This is a genomic window from Bacillus cereus, assembly GCF_015071065.1.
GTDB classification, from domain to species: Bacteria; Bacillota; Bacilli; order Bacillales; family Bacillaceae_G; genus Bacillus_A; species Bacillus_A cereus_BA.
In genome coordinates this window covers 73969-93936 of sequence record NZ_VOVA01000015.1, presented here as the reverse complement: position 1 = coordinate 93936, position 19968 = coordinate 73969, and the positions used below count along the sequence as shown (strand labels likewise).

Genomic DNA, 19968 nt, shown 5'->3' with positions numbered 1-19968 from the left:
CATTTTCGCGGAAGTAGTTCAGTGGTAGAATACAACCTTGCCAAGGTTGGGGTCGCGGGTTCGAATCCCGTCTTCCGCTTAATTACTAAGGGGCCTTAGCTCAGCTGGGAGAGCGCCTGCCTTGCACGCAGGAGGTCAGCGGTTCGATCCCGCTAGGCTCCATATAAATAGGGAAAGCTTACATCAAATGATGTAAGCTTTTTTGTGCTTAAATTTTACCGGAAAAGACAACTTGTGTATATGTCGTTTAAAATGAAAGAAGGGCATAAATAAGGGGGAGATAATCATGAAAGTTGTCATTGCATCGGATTCATATAAAGAAAGTTTGAAAGCTATAGAGGTATGTGAAGCAATTGAAAGAGGTTTTGGAGCAATTTTTCCTAAAGCAGAGTACGTTAAAGTACCAATTGGAGATGGAGGCGAAGGAACAGTTGAATCTCTTGTTGGTGCTAAAATGGGGAGAATTATATCACTTAATGTGACAGGGCCGCTTGGAGAGAGCGTGCAAGCCTTTTACGGTATGTCCAAGGATAAGACCGCATTTATTGAAATGGCAGCAGCATCAGGGCTACAACACGTTCCAATTGACAAGAGAAACCCACTTATTACAACGACAAAAGGGACAGGAGAGCTTATATTACATGCATTGGATCAAGGCGCAAAACATATTATCTTAGGGCTTGGAGGAAGTGCTACAAATGATGGCGGAGCTGGTATGTTGTCTACTTTAGGCGTAGAGTTTATTAATAGGAAAGGTGAAGTAATTGAGCCCTCTGGAGGGACATTACATTTGATTACTGCTATTGACCTTTCTAGGATTGACTCACGCTTAGAGAACGTAAAGATTGAAGCGGCATGTGACGTCGACAATCCGTTAGTTGGACCAAGGGGAGCGTCTTTTGTATTTGGGAGACAAAAGGGTGCGAATGTAGAGATGATGAAAGAGCTAGACGAGAACTTAAAACATTATGCTAATATACTTAAACAGTATGTATCCTTTGATGTGTCCCTAATACCTGGTGCGGGGGCAGCTGGAGGAATGGGAGCCGCTGTCGTTGCAGTACTAAAGGGACAGCTAAGAAAAGGGATTGAAATTGTATTAGATTATACAAATTTTGATAAGCGTATAGAAGGTGCTGATCTTATTGTAACTGGGGAAGGCAGAATAGATGAACAAACGGCCTATGGAAAAGCTCCTGTTGGTGTTGCGAAGCGTGCAAAACATCTTCATATTCCCGTAATTGCTATTGGTGGATCTGTATCTCCGAACTATACAATTGTTTATGAAAAGGGAATTGATGCAGTATTTAGTATTACAGCAAGTCCAATGACATTAGAAGAAGCATATAAGGCAACAGAAGAGAATATAGAAATGACAGCGAGAAATATTGCAGCAGTGTGGCAAATAGCATCAAAAAAACGCTTCTAAATGTAGAAGTGTTTTTTTAATCCAGTTATTTGAGGATATTTTGTGTAATTTTAGGTGGTGATGGAGAAAAGCACTGATAAAAATATTAGCTGATAGAAAAGTTAGTTGGTTCATTAAGTTAACTTTATACATAGAATAGTTTAAAAATTGGGAGTCCAACGTAAATATAAGTGAATAAAATGTATATCCATGCAGAAAAATGTCGAGTTGAGTCAGACTATATAAAAGATTTAAAATATTTAGTGAAGGCATAAAAGGGGGATACTATCTATGAAAAAAGAAATCTCAGTTATTGGAGTTCCAATGGATTTAGGACAGATGCGTCGCGGGGTTGATATGGGACCAAGCGCGATCCGTTATGCAGGGGTAATTGAAAGAATCGAAGAAATTGGATATAACGTAAAAGATATGGGAGATATATGTATAGAGAGAGAAAAAGAAATAGATGAAAATACAAAGTTAAGAAACCTTACACAAGTTGCAACTGTATGTAATGAATTAGCAAGTAAGGTTGATCATATTATAGAAGAAGGTCGTTTTCCACTTGTATTGGGCGGCGATCATAGTATTGCTATAGGTACGTTAGCTGGTGTAGCGAAACATTATAAAAATTTAGGTGTTATTTGGTATGATGCACACGGTGATTTAAATACAGAAGAGACTTCACCATCTGGAAATATTCATGGTATGTCACTTGCTGCAAGTTTAGGATATGGACATTCTTCACTTGTAGACTTATACGGGTCATATCCAAAGGTGAAGAAAGAGAACGTTGTAATTATCGGTGCACGTGCATTAGATGAAGGAGAAAAAGACTTTATTCGTGAAGAAGGCATTAAAGTATTCTCAATGCATGAAATTGATCGTATGGGTATGACGGCTGTTATGGAAGAAACAATTGCTTACTTATCTCATACTGACGGTGTTCATTTATCATTAGATTTAGATGGTCTTGATCCTCATGATGCACCAGGAGTGGGGACGCCTGTAATTGGTGGTCTATCGTATCGTGAAAGCCACTTAGCGATGGAAATGTTAGCAGAAGCTGATATTGTTACATCTGCTGAATTTGTTGAAGTAAATACAATTTTAGATGAGAGAAACAGAACAGCAACAACAGCGGTTGCTTTAATGGGTTCTTTATTCGGTGAAAAACTGAAATAAATGTAAGAAAAGCAACTGTGAAGTTGCTTTTTTTATTGGAAAATAGGCGTATAATAACTTATATTACACTGTAGGATAAGAAAGTTTGACATCTTACCAATTTAAGCTAAAGGGGGCGTTTGTAATTGTCGTTTATTTCATGTATGGTATAATTAACTAGTTGTTGGAAATACATACAGACAGAGCATAAAATAATATTTCAATATATGGATAGAATTGCTCGTAAGTAGGAGGAAGGGTTAGCATGCCTTTTGAAGATACGACCATTTTGAAATATCTTAGTACGGCATTAGATATTGCTGTTGTATGGTTTATTATATATAAGCTAATTCTTATAATCCGGGGCACGAAAGCTGTGCAACTTTTAAAAGGTATTACAGTTATTATTGTCGTCCGGATGATTAGTATTTTACTTGAATTGCATACGCTATATTGGCTAACGGAGCAAGTATTAACGTGGGGATTTTTAGCCGTTATTATTATCTTCCAGCCAGAATTGAGAAGAGCACTTGAGCAGCTAGGACGCGGGAGCTTATTTTCGCGTGTGGGAACTCATGAGGATGATGAACCTGAAATTGTTGCAACAGCGATAGCGAAAGCAACGGAATATATGGGAAAACGTAGAATTGGTGCATTAATTACTTTGTCAAAAGAGACTGGGGTGGATGATTATGCGGAAACGGGTATTCCGCTAAATGCAAATGTGTCATCGGAATTACTCATTAATATTTTTATCCCTAATACGCCTCTTCATGATGGAGCAGTAATTATGCAGGGAAGTACAATTAAAGCAGCAGCATGTTATCTTCCGCTATCAGAAAGTCCGTTTATTTCTAAGGAGTTAGGAACAAGGCATCGCGCTGCAATGGGAGTTAGTGAAGTTACTGATAGTATTACAGTAGTTGTGTCGGAAGAAACGGGTCAAATTTCTTTAACGAAAAACGGTGAGTTACATCGTGATTTGAAGACAGAACAGCTGAAGGATATGTTGTTAGCAGAATTTAGTGGGAACGAAAAAACGACTTCTTCGTCTTTATGGAATTGGAGGAGAAAGCGTCATGGATAAGTTAATGGAGAATCATTGGTTTTTAAAAGGAATCTCATTACTATTGGCGTGTATGCTTTTTATGTCAGCAACTTTAACTGAAAAAAATACGACATCGAGTATATTACCTTTCGTAAATGAAACGAAAGAAACATTAACTGATTATCCTATTACCCTTAAGTATGATGAAGAGAAATATATTGTAAGTGGTATTCCAGCAGGTGGAGTCAAGGTGAAGTTGGAAGGTCCAAAATCAGCAGTTGCTACAGCAAAAGCAAAAAAACAATTTGATATATCAGTTGATTTGCGAGATAGTCAAAAAGGAACTTATGAAGTTTCTTTAAAAGCGAATGGACTTCCAGATGATGTGAAAGGAACAGTCCAACCAGCAACAATTAAAGTCACTCTGCATGAAAAAGCGAAAAAGTATGTTCATGTAGACTTGAAATTATCAAATGAAGATCAGATGCCAGCGGGTGCTACTCTTGAAAAATCAGTTATTAAGCCTGATACTGTTGAGGTAGTTGGGACGAAAGAAGAAATAGAAAGTATTTCATCTGCTAAGGCATATATCGATTTAAAAGGTGTTAATAAAACTGTTACAAAAACACCAGAAGTTACATTATACAATAAAGAAGGAAAACGCTTAAATGTAAGAACAAATCCATCTAAAATTAGTGTAACGTTGAATGTAGCAACGCAAGCTACAGCAAATAACGTCGAAAAAACAGTTCCTTTAACATATGCGAAAAAAGGGAATTTACCAGAAGGTTTAGCTGTTACAAATATTAACGTTGAACCAAGAGAAGTAACGATAGCTGGTCCAAAAGACATTTTGGATAATATACAATCTATAGAGGGGGTCGAGGTAGATCTTAGTCAATTGACGGATTCTACAACATTCGATGCCTCTGTTTTATTACCAAAGGGTGTTACAAGTGCAAAACCAAATCAAGTGAAGGTTTCAGTAGGGGTACAAAAAGTAAAGCAGACGAAAAGTAAAACTATTGACGGTATCCCGATTCAAAAAAATGGAATTCCGAACGATGCTACTGCGCAGCTACTTTCGCCGCAGGATGGGAAGATAAGCGTTGATATTTCAGGAGAAGCAAGTATAGTAGATAAAATAACAGCTGCTCAAATAACAGCGGTGATTAATCTACAAAATGCACCTCCGGGGACAAAAGATATTTCTATTCAAGTAAGCGGTCCTGGTAATATTTCGATAGAAGCAAAACAAAAAAGTGCTAAAGTTACAATTGTGAAGAAAGAAAAGCCAGATAAAGAAGTACAGGGTAATATTGAACACCCAGATTCAACAAACAATCAGGGAAATCAAACTGAAAAACCAAAAAATCCTGAACCTGATCCAGGACAGGATCAGGAAAAAGAAAAAGAAAAAGAAAAAGAAAAAGATAAAGACAAAGATAAAGATAAAGACAAAGATAAAGAAAATGGCCAAGAAATGAGCCAAGAACCAACAGTAGATAATCAAAAAGGAGCGAATCATAATGGGTAAATATTTTGGTACAGATGGAGTACGCGGGGTTGCGAATAAGGAGTTAACACCTGAATTAGCGTTCAAAATTGGACGTTTTGGAGGCTATGTATTAACAAAAGATACAGACCGTCCAAAAGTAATTATCGGTCGTGATACACGTGTATCTGGACATATGTTAGAAGGAGCCTTAGTAGCTGGTCTATTATCAACTGGAGCAGAAGTAATGCGTCTTGGTGTTATTTCTACACCAGGTGTGGCTTATTTAACAAAGGCGCTAGACGCACAAGCAGGTGTTATGATTTCTGCATCTCATAATCCAGTACAAGATAACGGAATTAAGTTCTTCGGTTCAGACGGTTTTAAATTAACGGATGAGCAAGAAGCAGAAATTGAAGCGTTATTAGACAAAGAAGTTGACGAATTACCACGTCCAACAGGTACTAACCTTGGACAAGTGAGTGATTACTTTGAAGGTGGACAAAAATATTTACAATACATTAAACAAACTGTAGAGGAAGATTTTTCTGGTCTACATATCGCTTTAGATTGTGCACATGGTGCTACATCTTCTTTAGCTCCATACTTATTTGCAGATTTAGAAGCTGACATTTCAACAATGGGAACTTCACCAAACGGTATGAATATTAACGAAGGTGTAGGATCTACACATCCGGAAGTATTAGCTAAATTAGTAACAGAAAAAGGCGCTGACATCGGACTTGCTTTTGATGGTGACGGAGACCGTTTAATCGCTGTAGATGAAAAAGGAAATATCGTTGATGGCGATCAAATTATGTTCATTTGTGCGAAGTATATGAAAGAAACTGGTCAATTAAAACATAATACAGTTGTTTCAACAGTTATGAGTAACTTAGGTTTCTACAAAGCACTTGAAGCAAACAGTATTACAAGTGATAAAACAGCAGTTGGTGACCGCTACGTAATGGAAGAAATGAAACGTGGTGGTTATAACCTGGGCGGAGAACAATCAGGTCATATTATCTTACTTGATTACATTACAACTGGTGATGGAATGTTAAGTGCGCTTCAACTTGTAAATATCATGAAAATGACGAAAAAACCATTATCTGAGCTTGCAGGCGAGATGACAAAATTCCCACAATTACTAGTAAACGTTCGTGTAACAGATAAAAAACTAGCACTAGAAAATGAAAAAATCAAAGAAATTATTCGTGTTGTAGAGGAAGAAATGAACGGTGATGGCCGTATTCTTGTTCGTCCATCTGGAACAGAGCCACTTATCCGTGTAATGGCAGAAGCACCAACACAAGAAATTTGTGATGGATATGTACATCGTATTGTAGAAGTTGTGAAAGCTGAAGTTGGCGTTGAATAATTTGCTAAATATATTTTAAAAGGAGCACAAGAAGTGCTCCTTTTTCATATGTTTTATAGACAATGAAAAAATTTTCATTGACGGTTTATATTGTTTGTTATACGATGGTCTTGTTCTTTTTCTCAAAGGAAATATTGTAAATTATAAAAGCGCCAGAACTACAAGTAGTGTAGTTGACGAGGTGGAGTTTATCGAGATTTCGGCGGATGACTCCCGGTTGTTCATCACAACCGCAATCTTTTACTTAAAACATTAAGGTGACTTAGTGGACAAAGGTGAAAGTGTGATGAGAGAAAAGGAACGGATGAATACTAGCTGTATAAGTATATACGGACTTTAACCCAATCGAGAGGAAGGTGAAAGCCGTTACAAGCTTACAGGGCTAGCAATATGTAATCCGTTTTTTTAATATAAATAAATGGTATAGGACTATGTCGTTACATGTTCGCAAAGCAGTGTAAGCATTTGTAACGGCGACTAAACATGTGTGGAATCGTAGGATTTATTGGAGAGCAAGATGCAAAGGAAATTTTATTAAAAGGTTTAGAAAAGCTAGAATATCGCGGATATGATTCAGCAGGTATTGCAGTACAAGCAGAGAACGGTGTTATTGTATACAAAGAAAAAGGCCGTATTGCAAAACTTCGCGAAGTCGTAGAAGAGAATGTAGCAGCAAGCGTGGGAATCGGTCACACACGCTGGGCTACACACGGTGTTCCAAGCAAAGTAAACGCGCATCCGCATCAAAGTACATCAAAACGTTTTACACTAGTTCATAACGGAGTAATTGAAAACTATGAGTTAGTGAAAAAGGAATATTTACAAGATGTAACGTTCGTAAGTGAGACAGATACAGAAGTTATCGTACAGCTTATGGAACAACAAGTGAGCACAGGACTAAGTGTAGAAGAAGCGTTCCGTAATACGCTATCTCTTTTACATGGCTCTTATGCAATCGGATTACTTGATGCTGAAAATCCAAACATGATTTATGTTGCTAAAAACAAAAGCCCGCTATTAGTAGGTGCTGGTGATAACTTTAATGTTATTGCAAGCGACGCTATGGCGATGTTACAAGTTACAGATCAATTTATCGAGTTAATGGATAAAGAAATGGTAATCGTAACAAAAGAAAGCATTACAATTAAAAACTTACAAGGTGAAACGATTGAACGTGCACCTTATACAGCGGAATTAGATGCAAGTGATATTGAAAAAGGAACGTATCCTCATTTCATGCTAAAAGAAATTGATGAGCAACCACTTGTAATCCGTAATATTATTCAAAAGTATCAAGGTGAAAATGGCGAGATTGAACTGGATGCAGATATCCGTAACGCAATTTTAGATAGCGATCGTATTTATATCATTGCATGCGGAACAAGTTATCATGCAGGTCTTGTTGGGAAGCAATTCATTGAGAAATTCGCTAAAGTACCAGTTGAAGTACACGTAGCAAGTGAATTCTCTTACAACATGCCATTATTAACAGAAAGACCATTCTTCATTTACATTTCACAAAGTGGTGAAACAGCTGATAGCCGTGCAGTACTTGTGCAAACAAATGAAATGGGTCATAAAGCATTAACGATTACAAATGTACCTGGTTCTACGCTTTCTCGTGAAGCTGATTATACACTTCCTTTATATGCAGGACCAGAAATCGCAGTTGCATCGACGAAAGCATACACAGCACAGCTTGCAGTACTTTCAATCTTAGCGGCTGACATTGCAAAAGCGAAAGGTGAAGTGCTTGATTTCGATTTAACACACGAATTAGGACTTGTAGCAAATGCAATGGTAGTACTTTGTGATCAAAAAGAAGAAATGGACGCATTAGCAAAACAATTTTTATCAACAACGCGTAACTGTTTCTTCATCGGACGTAGCGTAGACTTCTTCGTAGGTTTAGAAGGTGCGTTAAAACTAAAAGAAATCTCTTACATCCAAGCAGAAGGATTTGCTGGAGGAGAATTAAAACACGGTACAATCGCCTTAATCGAAAACGGTACACCAGTTATCGCCCTTGCTACACAAGAGCACGTAAACCTTGGAATTCGTGGTAACGTGAAAGAAGTAGTAGCACGCGGAGCTAACCCATGTATCATCTCAATGAAAGGCTTAGAAATGGAAGGCGACAGCTTCGTATTACCAGCTGTACACGAAGCACTAGCACCGCTAGTAGCAGTTATTCCATTCCAACTTATCTCATACTACGCAGCACTTCACCGCGAGTGTGACGTTGATAAGCCACGTAACTTAGCTAAATCTGTTACTGTTGAGTAGGAGATTGGTAGGTTAATAACTATAGTTATAGCTTTAAAATAAATTTATGAATCTGTAACCCTTTAGATATTTTATCTAAAGGGTTTTTTTGTGTCGAAAAAGAACATCTAAAATTGATAAGTGGACAGAACCCTATTGATTAGAGTTTTACTTTATCGGATTTGGAATGGAGTAACTTTTATTTATCTGAATTTTTAGTTATAATTTTAAGTATTCGTGAACAATTTTCTTTATTATGACAAGAAGAGACGCTAGATTAATGGACATTACAAGGGGGTATATTGATGAAAGTGAATGAAAAAACATATCTAAGTATAGAAGAGATTATTTCATTACCGGCCTTATCAAGTACAAACATAAGTGATGATGGCAAAAATGTAGCATTTGTTAAGAGGACGACTAACTGGAAAGACAATACATATAGGAATCATGTATGGATATATGAAAAAGATAAGGGGCAGAGTTACCCATTAACAACCGGGGATATAGATAGTACATGCCCATTATGGTCTCCAGATTCTAGGGATATCGCATACCTTAGCTCAGTTGGTGATGGGAAAAATCAGATCTTTGTTAAGTCAATAGATGGTTATGATGGGGTTCAAATTACTGATGAGAAAGAAGGGGTCAGTACATTTAAATGGGAGCCTACTGGCAAGGGTTTTTATTATGTTGCGCAGTCAAAAGAATGTGAGGAGATAAAGAAGCGTAAGGAACGATATGGGGATTTTCAACATATAGGTAAGGAACACCATAATAATTGTTTATATTACATTGAAATAAGAAAAGTGATACAACATGATATATATGAACACAAAAATAGTGTTGTTTATCAATTAACTGATGGGAAGGATTTTCATATCCATGAATTTGATATTTCAAATGATGGGAAGAAGATTGTATTTATGGCTACACCAAGCTCAAATATGGAAGATTATATGAATGGAGATCTATACATATTAGATAGTAAAGCTAGAGAGTTACAAAAGTTGAATATAGATAAGTTGTTGGGAGGTAGCGTTTGCTTTTCTCCTGAAGGCAGCAAAATATGTTACGCGGCAAGCATAAGGGAGAAGGAGTACTATAAGACTCATATACAAGACAATACATTAGAAATATATGATATTCATAATGGAGAGCTAATTCAACCTTTAGCAGATTTTGATAGTACGGTTACTCCATTACGGTGGACAGCTAAAGGGATTTTAATACGATGGCAGGATAAAACGAATTACCTTATTGGGTTGCTATGTGAGGATGGCACTGTGGAAGCGTTAAGTGAAAAAGCAGATAGTTTTATAATGGAGGCTTCTATAACAAGGGATGGAAATCATACATCCTATAATAAGGCTATAACAAATGAAACCTTTGAAATCTATCTAGACGATAAAAAAATAACGAATGAAAATAGCTTTTTTAAAGGCAAGCTTAAAAGTAACAGGGAAATCATCTCATGGCAAAGTAGTGATGGTCTTGAAATAGAGGGTGTTTTATCAACCCCAGTAGAGTTTGACGCCAATAAAAAATATCCCTTATTAGTAGTAATTCATGGTGGTCCAGCTTGGGCATCCTTTCCGATATTTTCAGACTGTTTTAATGAGAAATATCCTATTGAACAGTTTATCGAAAAAGGCTTTATAGTTTTAGAGCCAAACTATAGGGGAAGTTCTGGTTACGGTAATGAATTTTTAAAAGCAAACTATAGAAAACAAGGACTTGCTGACTACGATGATATTATATCCGGAGTGGATAAACTAGTTGATCAAGGGGTTGTAGATAAGGATAGAGTAGGGGTTATGGGATGGAGCAACGGGGGATATATATCAGCTTTCTGTTCTACATTTAGTAGTAGATTTAAAGCTATTTCAGTTGGTGGTGGAATTACTAACTGGAGTACCCATTATGTAAATACAGATATCCCTTACTTTATTAGAATGTATTTAGGAGATAATCCATGGAATGATCCAGAGATATATACGAAAACATCACCAATGACGTATATTAAATCAGCATGTACTCCTACCTTAATCCAACATGGTGAAAAGGATGCAAGAATCCCAACTACAAATGCATATGAACTATATCAAGGGTTAAGAGATATGGAAGTTGATACAGAATTAATTATATTTAAAGGAATGGCATATAGCCCTGATCAGCCGGGAATGAATGTAGCTATTATGAAGCAGAATTTGATGTGGTTTTCACATTATATTCTTGGCGAGAGTATGAAAGATTTTAGGGCTTTATAATGGATATCCTCACAGGATACATAAGGAAGCTTTTTTTCATATTTAGCTTGTGATTGTAGCTCTATGATTTCCATGTGAATTTCCACTGTATAATACGCTAGCAACTATATTGATCTACAGTTTATACAAAATTAAAATAAAGTCACCCCTTTGGATATCGTTATCTAAAGGGGTGTTTTTATAGTGAAAAGAACGTCTGAAATTGAAAAATCGATTGAGGGAATGCTTATTGTTGAAAAGGAGATTTAATAAATTATATAATTTATTGTAAACTGCGTTCAAACAATTATTGAGACGATTTATTATGAAACATATACTTAAACGATTATAAGTAAACATAATTTGGAGGACTAATATGACAGAGAATGAAAATGTGTTACCAGTAGAAAAACGTGAAGAATTATTCAAATCATTGAAAGCTCGTTTTGAGAAGAATATGAATCGCCATGAAGGTATTGAATGGGCTAAAATTGAAGCAAAGTTGGAGGCTAATACTGAGAAATTATGGTCACTTAACGAAATGGAAGTAACTGGCGGTGAGCCGGATGTTGTTGGTTATGACAAAGAGAAGGACGAGTATACTTTCTATGATTGTTCGGTGGAAAGTCCTAAAGGCCGCAGAAGCCTTTGTTATGATCTTGAAGCGTTAGAATCAAGAAAAAAACATAAACCAGAAAATAACGCTATTGATATGGCAACTGCTATGGGCATTGAACTATTAACTGAAGAACAATATCGAGAGTTGCAACAACTTGGGAATTTCGATATGAAATCATCGAGTTGGGTACAAACACCATCAGATATTAGAGAACTCGGCGGTGCTCTTTTTTGTGATTATCGCTTTGGACACGTTTTCGTGTATCACAATGGGGCAGAATCGTACTATGCTGCCAGAGGGTTTCGCGGTTCGTTAAAGGTTTAAGTTTTACGTAAATAAAAAAGAGCCTGCATTCAGGCTCTTTTTCTATTTATATTTTAAAGATGAACTATTACTATGCAGTTTTACTTAATTTATATGTTTTGTGGTTGTTTTTACCGAAAAGTTTTTGGAAAACATAACCATCTAATCCAATACGTCCAGCATTCTGTCCTGCAACTAAAATGAACATAGTTAAAATAAGCAGGTTTGGGTTTACACTAACAGTTCCGCTTAATAAAAATGAAAGGTTCATTATGATTCCGAAAAATGCAGCTGTTTTTGTTAATCCACCTAAAATCAAACCTAGACCCACTAAAATTTCTCCCCATTGAACTAAAAAGCTAAATAGGTCTGCATTTGGAAGAACAAAATGTTGAAGGAAATCTGCCCACCAGCCTTGTACTGCAGGGTGGCTACCTGATGATTGAGCGATAGCGCCTTTTAGAAATCCACTTGCATCAAAAGATTGTCCTAAAAGTTTACCTATGCCAGCAGTAATCCATGCATATCCTATGTACAGTCGTAAAAATAATAATATGAAAGTAGCACGTTTATCAGTTCTTAAAAAATTGATAACCATTGAAATCCCTCCAATGTACTGTATTTACATGTTTATTATATATCCATTGTGAATAAATTCACAATGGACAAAGTGTGAACAAACCTGGTGTTTTGATAAAAATAGAAAAGGCATATAACAATCATATGTTATATGCCTTTTCTATTATATTTAGTAATTTATTTAGCTAATGTAAATTTAGCTTTTTTACCTTGTGAAATATCTTTAGCTTCTTTATTTCTCATAGGTCCTAACTCAATCTCAAAGCTTTTATCTTTCCAAATCTTTTCATACTGTTCTTGGTCTAATATATATACTTGTAGTAATTCTCCAGATGTCCCTGTTTTGACCACATCGTTATAAGTATAGTTTAGTAGCATACCTTCGCTAATTGTATATTGTGTACCATCATTAACTCTCAATGTAGAGCTTATAGGAGACAGTGCGACGTCTTGTGTGTCTTTGTTATCAAGTTTGAATTTTACTGTTAATAGAACAATACCATTTTTGAAATTTGCAAATCGTGGAGCCTCGACAGAATTTGGCGTGAATTGAGCAAATTGATATCCATCTAATGTAACATTGACAGCACCTAATTCTTGACTATTATTAATGCCGGATTGTTCTTTTAGCATTTTTTTATCGCCCATGTTATTAGCAGTTACTTTATCTTGATAGAAAGCTGTATCTGCTGCTACCTTTTCAGCGCCTTGTTTGTTTAAACTTAATGAAAAGTTTCCAGGACTTCCGATTGGAGCATCAAATTTTCCTTTATTAGCTTGTGCAGTTGGGACTTTGACTGAGACTGTTGAGAGGCTTGAAATTTTCGCTAGATCATCTTTTCCGAATGGATACGCGATATAACCAGAAATAGTTTCTCCTGCTTTTACTAAGTAATCATTCGTTGGAGCAAGCTTAGTTGGTAACTGATCTTCTTTTGGAATTAAGTCTTTATAGTTACTATATACTTTCTGCGCACCAGTAAATGACATGTCCAATGCTGGCATATAATAAATATCTTTAGCTGAACTATTTTTTACGCTATAGTTCACAAGAATAACTCCGCCCTCTGTTTGACGGTTAAATGGAATGTCGAAGTTCGTATGGAATCCATTTAATTCAACTAATGTATAACTATTCATTGATACTGAAACATCTTCAGCTTTATAGACTTGTGGTTCCTTATTTTCAAAAAGAACTTTTGTTTTACCGCCTGTTTCTTTTTCCATATAGGAAATCAGCTTAGAGTAATCGCTTGAGCTAGTAGCTGTATTTTCAGGCTTTTTATCTTCAGTTTTTTTTTCGGTAGGTTTATTTTCTTTCGTTGTATCAGTTTTTTCTGTTTTGCTTTCTTTGGTTGTATTTTCTTTTTGTTCTTTATTTGTCGTATCGCTTTGACCACAGCCGGTTATTACAAAAGCTGCTACGATTACTGTAGAAAATAAAGAAATTACTTTTTTTAACATTTTTCTTCCCCCAATTTGTTTAAAACTAGATGAGTCTGCATAACCAGACCATTTATAACATTTCTCACATTAGCCCCACATTTTATTATAAAAAAACAAACCATTATTTACCAGTGTTTTCTGATTATTTGTGTTATTTTAATATCGTAATGGTTATTTTTAATAGAAATATAGTTAAAGCTTATATGTAGGTAAATCACAATATTTTCCCTCCGAAAGAGAGGTAAAATCATTTTTTCTATTTTAAATATTTAATCTTTTTGTTAAAGTAAATAATAGAGATATATGGAAAGGGGATAAAGAGTAGATATGTGGATGAACTTGTAATGATTAGAAATCGAATAGATGAATTTTTCTCTCATAAGCGAGGGTTTATTTAACTATCTATAAATCATTCAAGGACTGCATATTTAGCTTGTACATCCCTTCGGTAAGGATAGATGCCTATTTTATGTATCTGTCTTTTTTAGTGGGGAAATTTATATCTCTCATATAAAATATGCGTCCTTTAATTTGGAGGAGTATATAATGAATCAATTAAAAAATAAAGTAGCTGTTGTTACAGGTGTTAGTCGTCTAGATGGTATAGGAGCAGCTATTTGTAAAGAATTAGCTGAAGCAGGATACGATATATTTTTTACGTATTGGACAGAGTATGATAAAGATATGCCTTGGGGCGTTGAGCAAAATGAACAAATACAATTAAAAGAAGAGCTGTTACAAAACGGTGTTAAAGTATCAAGTACGGAGTTAGATTTAACTCGGAATGATGCACCAAAGCAGCTTATAAATAAAGTTACTGAACAATTAGGGTACCCTCATATATTAATTAATAATGCAGCGTATTCTACGAATAATGATTTCTCTAATTTGACTGCCGAAGAGTTGGATAAGCATTACATGGTAAATGTTCGAGGGACTACATTGTTAAGTAGTCAATTTGCTCGAGGATTTGATAAGAAATCTGGTGGTAGAATTGTTAATATTACTTCGGGACAATTTAAAGGGCCTATGGCTGGAGAGTTAGCGTATGCAACAACGAAGGGAGCTATTGATGCTCTTACTAGTACGTTGTCAGCAGAAGTGGCCCATTTAGGAATAACAGTGAATGCAATTAATCCAGGTCCAACCGATACAGGGTGGATGACTGAAGAGATAAAACAAGGATTAAGACCGATGTTTCCTTTTGGTAGAATTGGTGAGCCAAAGGATGCAGCAAGACTTATTAAGTTTTTAGTAAGTGAAGAAGCAGAATGGATTACTGGGCAAGTTATTCATTCAGAAGGTGGATTTAAAAGATAAAAAGAAGGTATCTCATTTCGATGAGATACCTTCTTTTTTAATCTTTCTTCAATCTTCGTGCAACACCATTTCCTAAAGACTGTAATCCTTGAACGAGGATAATTAAAATAAAGACTGTTGCATACATTACTTCAGGTTCGTAGCGTAAATGCCCGAATCGATATGCTAAGTCCCCTAGCCCGCCAGCACCTACAAGTCCGGCCATTGCTGTTGCGCCAATTAAGCCAATTGTTGCGATTGTTAATCCGAGTACAAGAGAAGGGCGTGCTTCTTTAACCATGACGTGCCAAATGATTTTAATAGTAGAGACTCCCATCGCTTGATATGCTTCAATAACACCACGATCCACTTCTAATAAAGCAGTTTCCATTAATCGTGCAATATAAGGGGCTGTGAATACGACAAGTGGTACGATAACACCTTGCACGCCAATTGATGTTCCCATTAGAAACTTTGTAAAAGGTAAAATGAAGAATAATAGAATGATAAATGGAAGAGAGCGAATGACATTAATAACCGTATTAAGAATAGGATAGATAATTTTATTTTCTCGCTGTCCACCAGGTCTCGTTAAAACAAGTGTGACACCGAGTGGTAATGCAATAAGGATAGAGATAAATAGTGAAATAGATGTCATTTGAAATGTTTGAATTGTTGCTTCCCATATTACGTTACCCCATTCATCCAAAAAGGACTTGTTTTCCATAATCTGTTCTACCTCCTTCTACAATGATTCCTTTCTCTTGTAAGAATGCTAAAGCACGGTGTACTTCATTGTTTTCACCTTGCATATGAACGACCAGTTTCCCATATGATTCATGTTTTAACTGTGTAATATTACCGGATAAAATATTCGGATATACTTGGAAGCGTTTTGTAGCAACAGCTAACGCTGGTTCTCCTGAAGAATTTCCTATAAAAGAAAGTGTTACAATTTCACCAGTAGTTTGTAGTTCTCTTTGTACTTCTTCTGGAATTTTAGCGGCAAATGCGCTATTTACAAATTTCTTCGTTGTAACATGTTGTGGATTTGTGAAAATATCTTTTACGGTTCCACTTTCAACGACAGATCCATGTTCCATTACAGCAACTTGGTCACATATACGCTGGATGACATTCATTTCGTGTGTAATTAGCAAAATCGTAATTCCGATTTCTTCGTTGATCTTTAATAATAAATCAAGAATAGAATCGGTCGTTTCCGGATCTAATGCGCTCGTTGCTTCATCGCTTAATAAAACTTCAGGCTCATGAGATAGTGCGCGGGCGATCGCTACACGTTGTTTTTGACCACCAGATAATTCACTTGGGTAGGCATCTTTTTTATTAAAGAGATCAACAATGCGTAAATACTTTTCTACCCTTTTTTCAATTTCATTTTTGGGAAGACCAGATAGACGTAAGGGTAGTGCGATGTTTTCATAAACGGTAACGGTTTTAAGTAAATTGAATCCTTGAAAAATCATGCCGATTTTTTGTCTCGCTTTTGCGAGTTCTTTCGTCGATAAGGTTGTTAAGTCTTGATCATTTATAATGATATTTCCTGTCGTTGGTTTTTCTAATAAATTTACACAGCGAATTAATGTGCTTTTACCAGCACCGCTATATCCAATGATTCCAAATACCTCGCCTTTTTCTACTTTAAGGGAAGTTGATTTAAGAGCCTCAACATTCCCTTTTTTTGTTGAGAACACTTTGGAAATATTTTTCAATTCAATCATTATAGTCAGCTCCTACCAAGACGGTAAAACAGAACCATCGAATTTTTTCTCAATGAAATCTTTTACTTCTTTAGATTGATAAGCTTTCTTTAATTTATTTACAACAGCATCATCTTTATTTTCAGTACGAACAACGACCCAGTTCACATATGGTGAATCTTTTCCTTCGCGGAAAATAGAGTCTTTCGCTGGACTTAATTTTGCACCTAAGGCAAAGTTTGTATTGATTGCAGCTGCTTTTACTTCACTTAGCTGTGTTGGTAATTGAGATGCCTCTAATTCAATAATTTTTAAATTTTTCGGGTTTTCAATTACATCTTTTGCAGTTGCCTTTTCTGTAGCTTTTGGATCGACTTTTAAAACCCCTGCTTTTTCAAATAGTTTTAAAGCTCGAAGTTCATTTGTTGGATCGTTTGGTACAGCAATTGCGTCGCCCTCTTTTAATTCTTTTACATCTTTTAAGCTTTTCGAATATACGCCCATAGGAAATGTTACTGTGGAAAATACTTCAGTTAATTTCATATTACGTTCAGCTTTAAATACGTCTAAATAAGATTTAGTTTGATAGCTATTTACATCAAGGCTTTTTTCATCTAATGAGACGTTTGGTGCTACATAATCATTAAATACCTTAACATCGATTTGGAGGCCATCTTTTGCTGCAACTTCTTTCACCTTCTCAAAAATTTGTTCATGCGGTCCGCCTGTTACACCAACGGTAATCTTTTTCTCATCTAATGCTTTTACCTCTTTACCAGAATTAGCACCACATGCACCTAACAATAATACCGCTCCACTTACAATACTTAACAATACCTTTTTCATCTATAATTCCCCCTTAATATACGTTCCAAAATAAAAAGCACCTCTCAAAAATAAGAGAGGTGCCGAATAGACGAAATAGGTTCCTCTCTTATCTTCCAAAACGAAAATCGTTCTGCTGGAATTAGCACCTTAGCTTATACGTTATAAGCTCGGTTGCCGGGCATCATCGGGCCAGTCCCTCCGCCACTCTTGATAAGAGTATGTGTATGTAGTTTTTAAATATGGTACTAATAGTAAATCTTACAAAAGGAATTGTCAATGTTATTTTCTGAATATATTTTATTTTAAGGTAATCGAAACATTGCCTTTCTTATGTCCCATCTCTACATACGTATGAGCTTCTGAAACTTCTTCCAATCGGTAAGTTCTATCAATAACAGGTTTTAGCTTTTCTGTTTCAGCTAGTTGTTTTAATAGGTTCATATCGTCTTTACTGACCTTTGCCATTGTTCCATTAACAGATACGTATTTTCCATTAGGCGTTAATGCTTTTTCACAAAGGGATTTTTTATACTTTCCAACTGCATCAAATATTATATCGTAGCACTCGCCTCGTTCAGTAAAATCTTCTTTCGTATAATCAATTGCGTTATCAGCCCCTAAAGATTTCACTAGCTCAAAATTTGAATTACTACAAATAGCTGTAACAGTCGCGCCGAAATATTTAGCAAGTTGTACAGCGGCAGTACCTACTGACCCGGAGGCGCCATATATAAGTACTTGCTGTCCTTTTTTTATGTGTCCTTTTCTCAAAAAATGTAATGCTGAAGTTCCGCCGAAAGGAATAACCGCAGCTTCCTCATACGTCACATTGGTAGGTTTTAATGCTATCAATCCGCTTTCATGTACACATGTGTATTCAGCATAACCACCAACGTTAAGTCCTGTTAATGCAAAGATGTGATCTCCCTTTTTGAATTGAGTTACATCTGTTCCTACTTCCTCAATTTCACCAGATAACTCTACACCGAGTATAGGCTTTTTCGGTTTTCTAAAACCTAATACAATTCGCATAGGAATCCAAAATAAAAGGGGACTAGTAAAGCTTCGCATTCTACAATCTCCAGTTGTTACACTTGTTGCGTGAATCTTAACTAATACTTCATTCTTTTTAGGAGTAGGTTTCTTTACGTCTTGAAGCTTGAGAACGTTAGGTGGCCCGTATTTTGTGCAAATAATGGCTTTCATAATGACCTCCTGAATTTAATTGTTTTTATTAACATCATATTTAGGTATTCCTTTAAACATGTTGTTAGGAGAGGAATAAAGTTAAATAGAAATATTAAAAATTATATAGATTTAAAAGAAAAATAGATGATATCCTTTTGGAAAGGAGGGGGAATTATGAAAAAATTTATTTTAGCTTCTAGTTTAGTCCTTGCAGTTATTTTAGGTGCAGGGTGTAGTAATGAGAAAACAACAAAAACTGATGAACCGAAAAAAGAATCGGTGCAAAAAGAAAAGGAATTAGCAGCGAAGGATGTTTTCAAGAAAGCGAATGAAGCTTTTAAAAATGAAGAACATGTAACGATGACATATGATGTGGGGATAAAAGCTGAAGGAACAGAGATGGATGTACTAAAGGCTAAAATGCAATTAGAGCCAAAGAAAAAGAATTCTCGTTCTGAAATGAATGTTTCTGGTACAGATGTTGTAGTTTATGCTGTGGATGGTAAAGTTGCTGGTCAGGTGAAAAATCCTAATACAGGAGAAGTTATATCTGTACCGGAGGAGCAATTAAATGCTAGCGGAATGAAAGCAACTCAAGATATTGTAGATAATTTAGAAGTGCCAGCAGTAGTTTTAGATAAAATGAAGATGGAGAAAAGCGGAGACAAATATAAACTGAAGTTCATATTAAAAGGGCAAGAAACAGAAAATATGTTAGCTAGCATGGATGAAACACAGAAAAAAATGCTACAAGCACAAAACGCAAAGATAGAAGAAGTGGATGCAGAATATATCATTACAAAAGATTTTAAATATGAATCAGCGAAGATAGATATGATTATGAATAGTAATGGTGAGGATAAGGCACACATTATTACGAATGCAAAATATACATCGTACGAAAAGTTTGAGCCAATACAGCTGCCAGCAGCAAAGTGATAGTCTTGATGAGAGGGGGACCTAAAATAAAGGGTC

Annotated in this window: 16 protein-coding genes, 2 tRNA genes, 1 pseudogene and 1 riboswitch; of the genes and pseudogenes, 13 read left to right on the top strand and 6 right to left on the bottom strand. The window is 35.9% G+C overall.

All coding sequences use genetic code 11. The features are described 5' to 3' along the window. Window positions 1–7: 7 nt before the first annotated feature. The 11 genes and pseudogenes from FT637_RS23865 (at window position 8) to FT637_RS23820 (ending at window position 11953) form a co-directional block, all read left to right on the top strand. Window positions 8–79 (top strand) — tRNA-Gly (locus tag FT637_RS23865). 10 nt (window positions 80–89) lie between these two features. Beyond that, window positions 90–162 (top strand) — tRNA-Ala (locus FT637_RS23860). Window positions 163–286: 124 nt separating this feature from the next. Beyond that, window positions 287–1429, top strand: coding sequence for a glycerate kinase (locus FT637_RS23855; protein WP_193648389.1), 1143 nt, complete (start codon window positions 287–289; stop codon window positions 1427–1429). A 270-nt stretch (window positions 1430–1699) separates the two neighbouring features. Further along, complete coding sequence (rocF, locus tag FT637_RS23850; RefSeq protein WP_193648388.1) at window positions 1700–2593, top strand: arginase; 894 nt, start codon at window positions 1700–1702, stop codon at window positions 2591–2593. A gap of 244 nt (window positions 2594–2837) precedes the next feature. Beyond that, entirely contained in the window at window positions 2838–3659 is an 822-nt protein-coding gene (gene cdaA, locus FT637_RS23845; RefSeq protein ID WP_193648387.1) for a diadenylate cyclase CdaA, read from the top strand. Then, on the top strand, window positions 3652–5157 hold the full coding sequence (locus tag FT637_RS23840) for a YbbR-like domain-containing protein (RefSeq protein ID WP_193648386.1): 1506 nt from the start codon (window positions 3652–3654) through the stop codon (window positions 5155–5157). Before cdaA ends, FT637_RS23840 begins: the two co-directional genes overlap by 8 nt. Further along, the gene (glmM, locus tag FT637_RS23835) at window positions 5150–6496 is read left to right on the top strand and encodes a phosphoglucosamine mutase (protein WP_193648385.1); all 1347 of its coding nucleotides are present in this window, start codon (window positions 5150–5152) and stop codon (window positions 6494–6496) included. Before FT637_RS23840 ends, glmM begins: the two co-directional genes overlap by 8 nt. A gap of 286 nt (window positions 6497–6782) precedes the next feature. Continuing rightward, window positions 6783–6967: pseudogene (locus FT637_RS30690) on the top strand (hypothetical protein). Between the two features lie 12 nt (window positions 6968–6979). After that, window positions 6980–8782, top strand: a complete 1803-nt coding sequence (gene glmS / locus FT637_RS23830; RefSeq protein ID WP_193648384.1) for a glutamine--fructose-6-phosphate transaminase (isomerizing) — start codon at window positions 6980–6982, stop codon at window positions 8780–8782. A 284-nt stretch (window positions 8783–9066) separates the two neighbouring features. Further along, the gene (locus FT637_RS23825; protein ID WP_193648383.1) at window positions 9067–11031 is read left to right on the top strand and encodes a S9 family peptidase; all 1965 of its coding nucleotides are present in this window, start codon (window positions 9067–9069) and stop codon (window positions 11029–11031) included. Between the two features lie 355 nt (window positions 11032–11386). Continuing rightward, window positions 11387–11953, top strand: a complete 567-nt coding sequence (locus FT637_RS23820; protein ID WP_193648382.1) for a DUF4256 domain-containing protein — start codon at window positions 11387–11389, stop codon at window positions 11951–11953. A gap of 70 nt (window positions 11954–12023) precedes the next feature. Here FT637_RS23820 and FT637_RS23815 read toward each other — a convergent pair whose 3' ends face one another. Both FT637_RS23815 and FT637_RS23810 read right to left on the bottom strand, forming a co-directional pair. Continuing rightward, on the bottom strand, window positions 12024–12530 hold the full coding sequence (locus FT637_RS23815; protein WP_193648381.1) for a DoxX family membrane protein: 507 nt from the start codon (window positions 12528–12530) through the stop codon (window positions 12024–12026). 158 nt (window positions 12531–12688) lie between these two features. Next, a complete protein-coding gene (locus FT637_RS23810; protein WP_193648380.1) occupies window positions 12689–13975 on the bottom strand; it encodes a DUF5068 domain-containing protein in 1287 nt (428 codons plus the stop codon). A 528-nt stretch (window positions 13976–14503) separates the two neighbouring features. Here FT637_RS23810 and FT637_RS23805 point away from each other — a divergent pair. Further along, window positions 14504–15277 carry an SDR family oxidoreductase gene (locus FT637_RS23805; RefSeq protein ID WP_193648379.1) on the top strand — a complete coding sequence of 258 codons (774 nt, stop codon included), beginning with the start codon at window positions 14504–14506 and terminating at the stop codon, window positions 15275–15277. A gap of 37 nt (window positions 15278–15314) precedes the next feature. Here FT637_RS23805 and FT637_RS23800 read toward each other — a convergent pair whose 3' ends face one another. The 4 genes from FT637_RS23800 to FT637_RS23785 all read right to left on the bottom strand — a co-directional run bounded on the left by FT637_RS23800 (window position 15315) and on the right by FT637_RS23785 (window position 19011). Continuing rightward, window positions 15315–15983, bottom strand: coding sequence for a methionine ABC transporter permease (locus FT637_RS23800; RefSeq protein WP_193648378.1), 669 nt, complete (start codon window positions 15981–15983; stop codon window positions 15315–15317). Further along, window positions 15958–16998, bottom strand: a complete 1041-nt coding sequence (locus FT637_RS23795) for a methionine ABC transporter ATP-binding protein (RefSeq protein ID WP_193648377.1) — start codon at window positions 16996–16998, stop codon at window positions 15958–15960. The genes FT637_RS23800 and FT637_RS23795 overlap by 26 nt, the downstream gene beginning before the upstream one ends. Window positions 16999–17010: 12 nt before the next feature. Further along, complete coding sequence (locus tag FT637_RS23790; protein ID WP_193648376.1) at window positions 17011–17823, bottom strand: MetQ/NlpA family ABC transporter substrate-binding protein; 813 nt, start codon at window positions 17821–17823, stop codon at window positions 17011–17013. A gap of 85 nt (window positions 17824–17908) precedes the next feature. Then, window positions 17909–18022: riboswitch (SAM riboswitch) on the bottom strand. 80 nt (window positions 18023–18102) lie between these two features. After that, complete coding sequence (locus FT637_RS23785; RefSeq protein WP_193648375.1) at window positions 18103–19011, bottom strand: NAD(P)-dependent alcohol dehydrogenase; 909 nt, start codon at window positions 19009–19011, stop codon at window positions 18103–18105. Window positions 19012–19167: 156 nt separating this feature from the next. Between FT637_RS23785 and FT637_RS23780 the strand changes: the two genes are divergently transcribed. Beyond that, entirely contained in the window at window positions 19168–19932 is a 765-nt protein-coding gene (locus tag FT637_RS23780) for a hypothetical protein (protein ID WP_193648374.1), read from the top strand. Window positions 19933–19968 lie beyond the last annotated feature (36 nt).

Bases quoted from the DNA above. Each gene is read 5' to 3' on its own strand.
- glmS (WP_193648384.1), top strand. From the start codon at position 6,980: ATGTGTGGAATCGTAGGATTTATTGGAGAGCAAGATGCAAAGGAAATT.
- FT637_RS23855 (WP_193648389.1), top strand. From the start codon at position 287: ATGAAAGTTGTCATTGCATCGGATTCATATAAAGAAAGTTTGAAAGCT.
- FT637_RS23795 (WP_193648377.1), bottom strand. From the start codon at position 16,998: ATGATTGAATTGAAAAATATTTCCAAAGTGTTCTCAACAAAAAAAGGG.
- FT637_RS23805 (WP_193648379.1), top strand. From the start codon at position 14,504: ATGAATCAATTAAAAAATAAAGTAGCTGTTGTTACAGGTGTTAGTCGT.
- rocF (WP_193648388.1), top strand. From the start codon at position 1,700: ATGAAAAAAGAAATCTCAGTTATTGGAGTTCCAATGGATTTAGGACAG.
- FT637_RS23800 (WP_193648378.1), bottom strand. From the start codon at position 15,983: ATGGAAAACAAGTCCTTTTTGGATGAATGGGGTAACGTAATATGGGAA.
- cdaA (WP_193648387.1), top strand. From the start codon at position 2,838: ATGCCTTTTGAAGATACGACCATTTTGAAATATCTTAGTACGGCATTA.
- FT637_RS23780 (WP_193648374.1), top strand. From the start codon at position 19,168: ATGAAAAAATTTATTTTAGCTTCTAGTTTAGTCCTTGCAGTTATTTTA.
- FT637_RS23825 (WP_193648383.1), top strand. From the start codon at position 9,067: ATGAAAGTGAATGAAAAAACATATCTAAGTATAGAAGAGATTATTTCA.
- FT637_RS23810 (WP_193648380.1), bottom strand. From the start codon at position 13,975: ATGTTAAAAAAAGTAATTTCTTTATTTTCTACAGTAATCGTAGCAGCT.
- FT637_RS23815 (WP_193648381.1), bottom strand. From the start codon at position 12,530: ATGGTTATCAATTTTTTAAGAACTGATAAACGTGCTACTTTCATATTA.
- FT637_RS23790 (WP_193648376.1), bottom strand. From the start codon at position 17,823: ATGAAAAAGGTATTGTTAAGTATTGTAAGTGGAGCGGTATTATTGTTA.
- FT637_RS23785 (WP_193648375.1), bottom strand. From the start codon at position 19,011: ATGAAAGCCATTATTTGCACAAAATACGGGCCACCTAACGTTCTCAAG.
- FT637_RS23820 (WP_193648382.1), top strand. From the start codon at position 11,387: ATGACAGAGAATGAAAATGTGTTACCAGTAGAAAAACGTGAAGAATTA.
- glmM (WP_193648385.1), top strand. From the start codon at position 5,150: ATGGGTAAATATTTTGGTACAGATGGAGTACGCGGGGTTGCGAATAAG.
- FT637_RS23840 (WP_193648386.1), top strand. From the start codon at position 3,652: ATGGATAAGTTAATGGAGAATCATTGGTTTTTAAAAGGAATCTCATTA.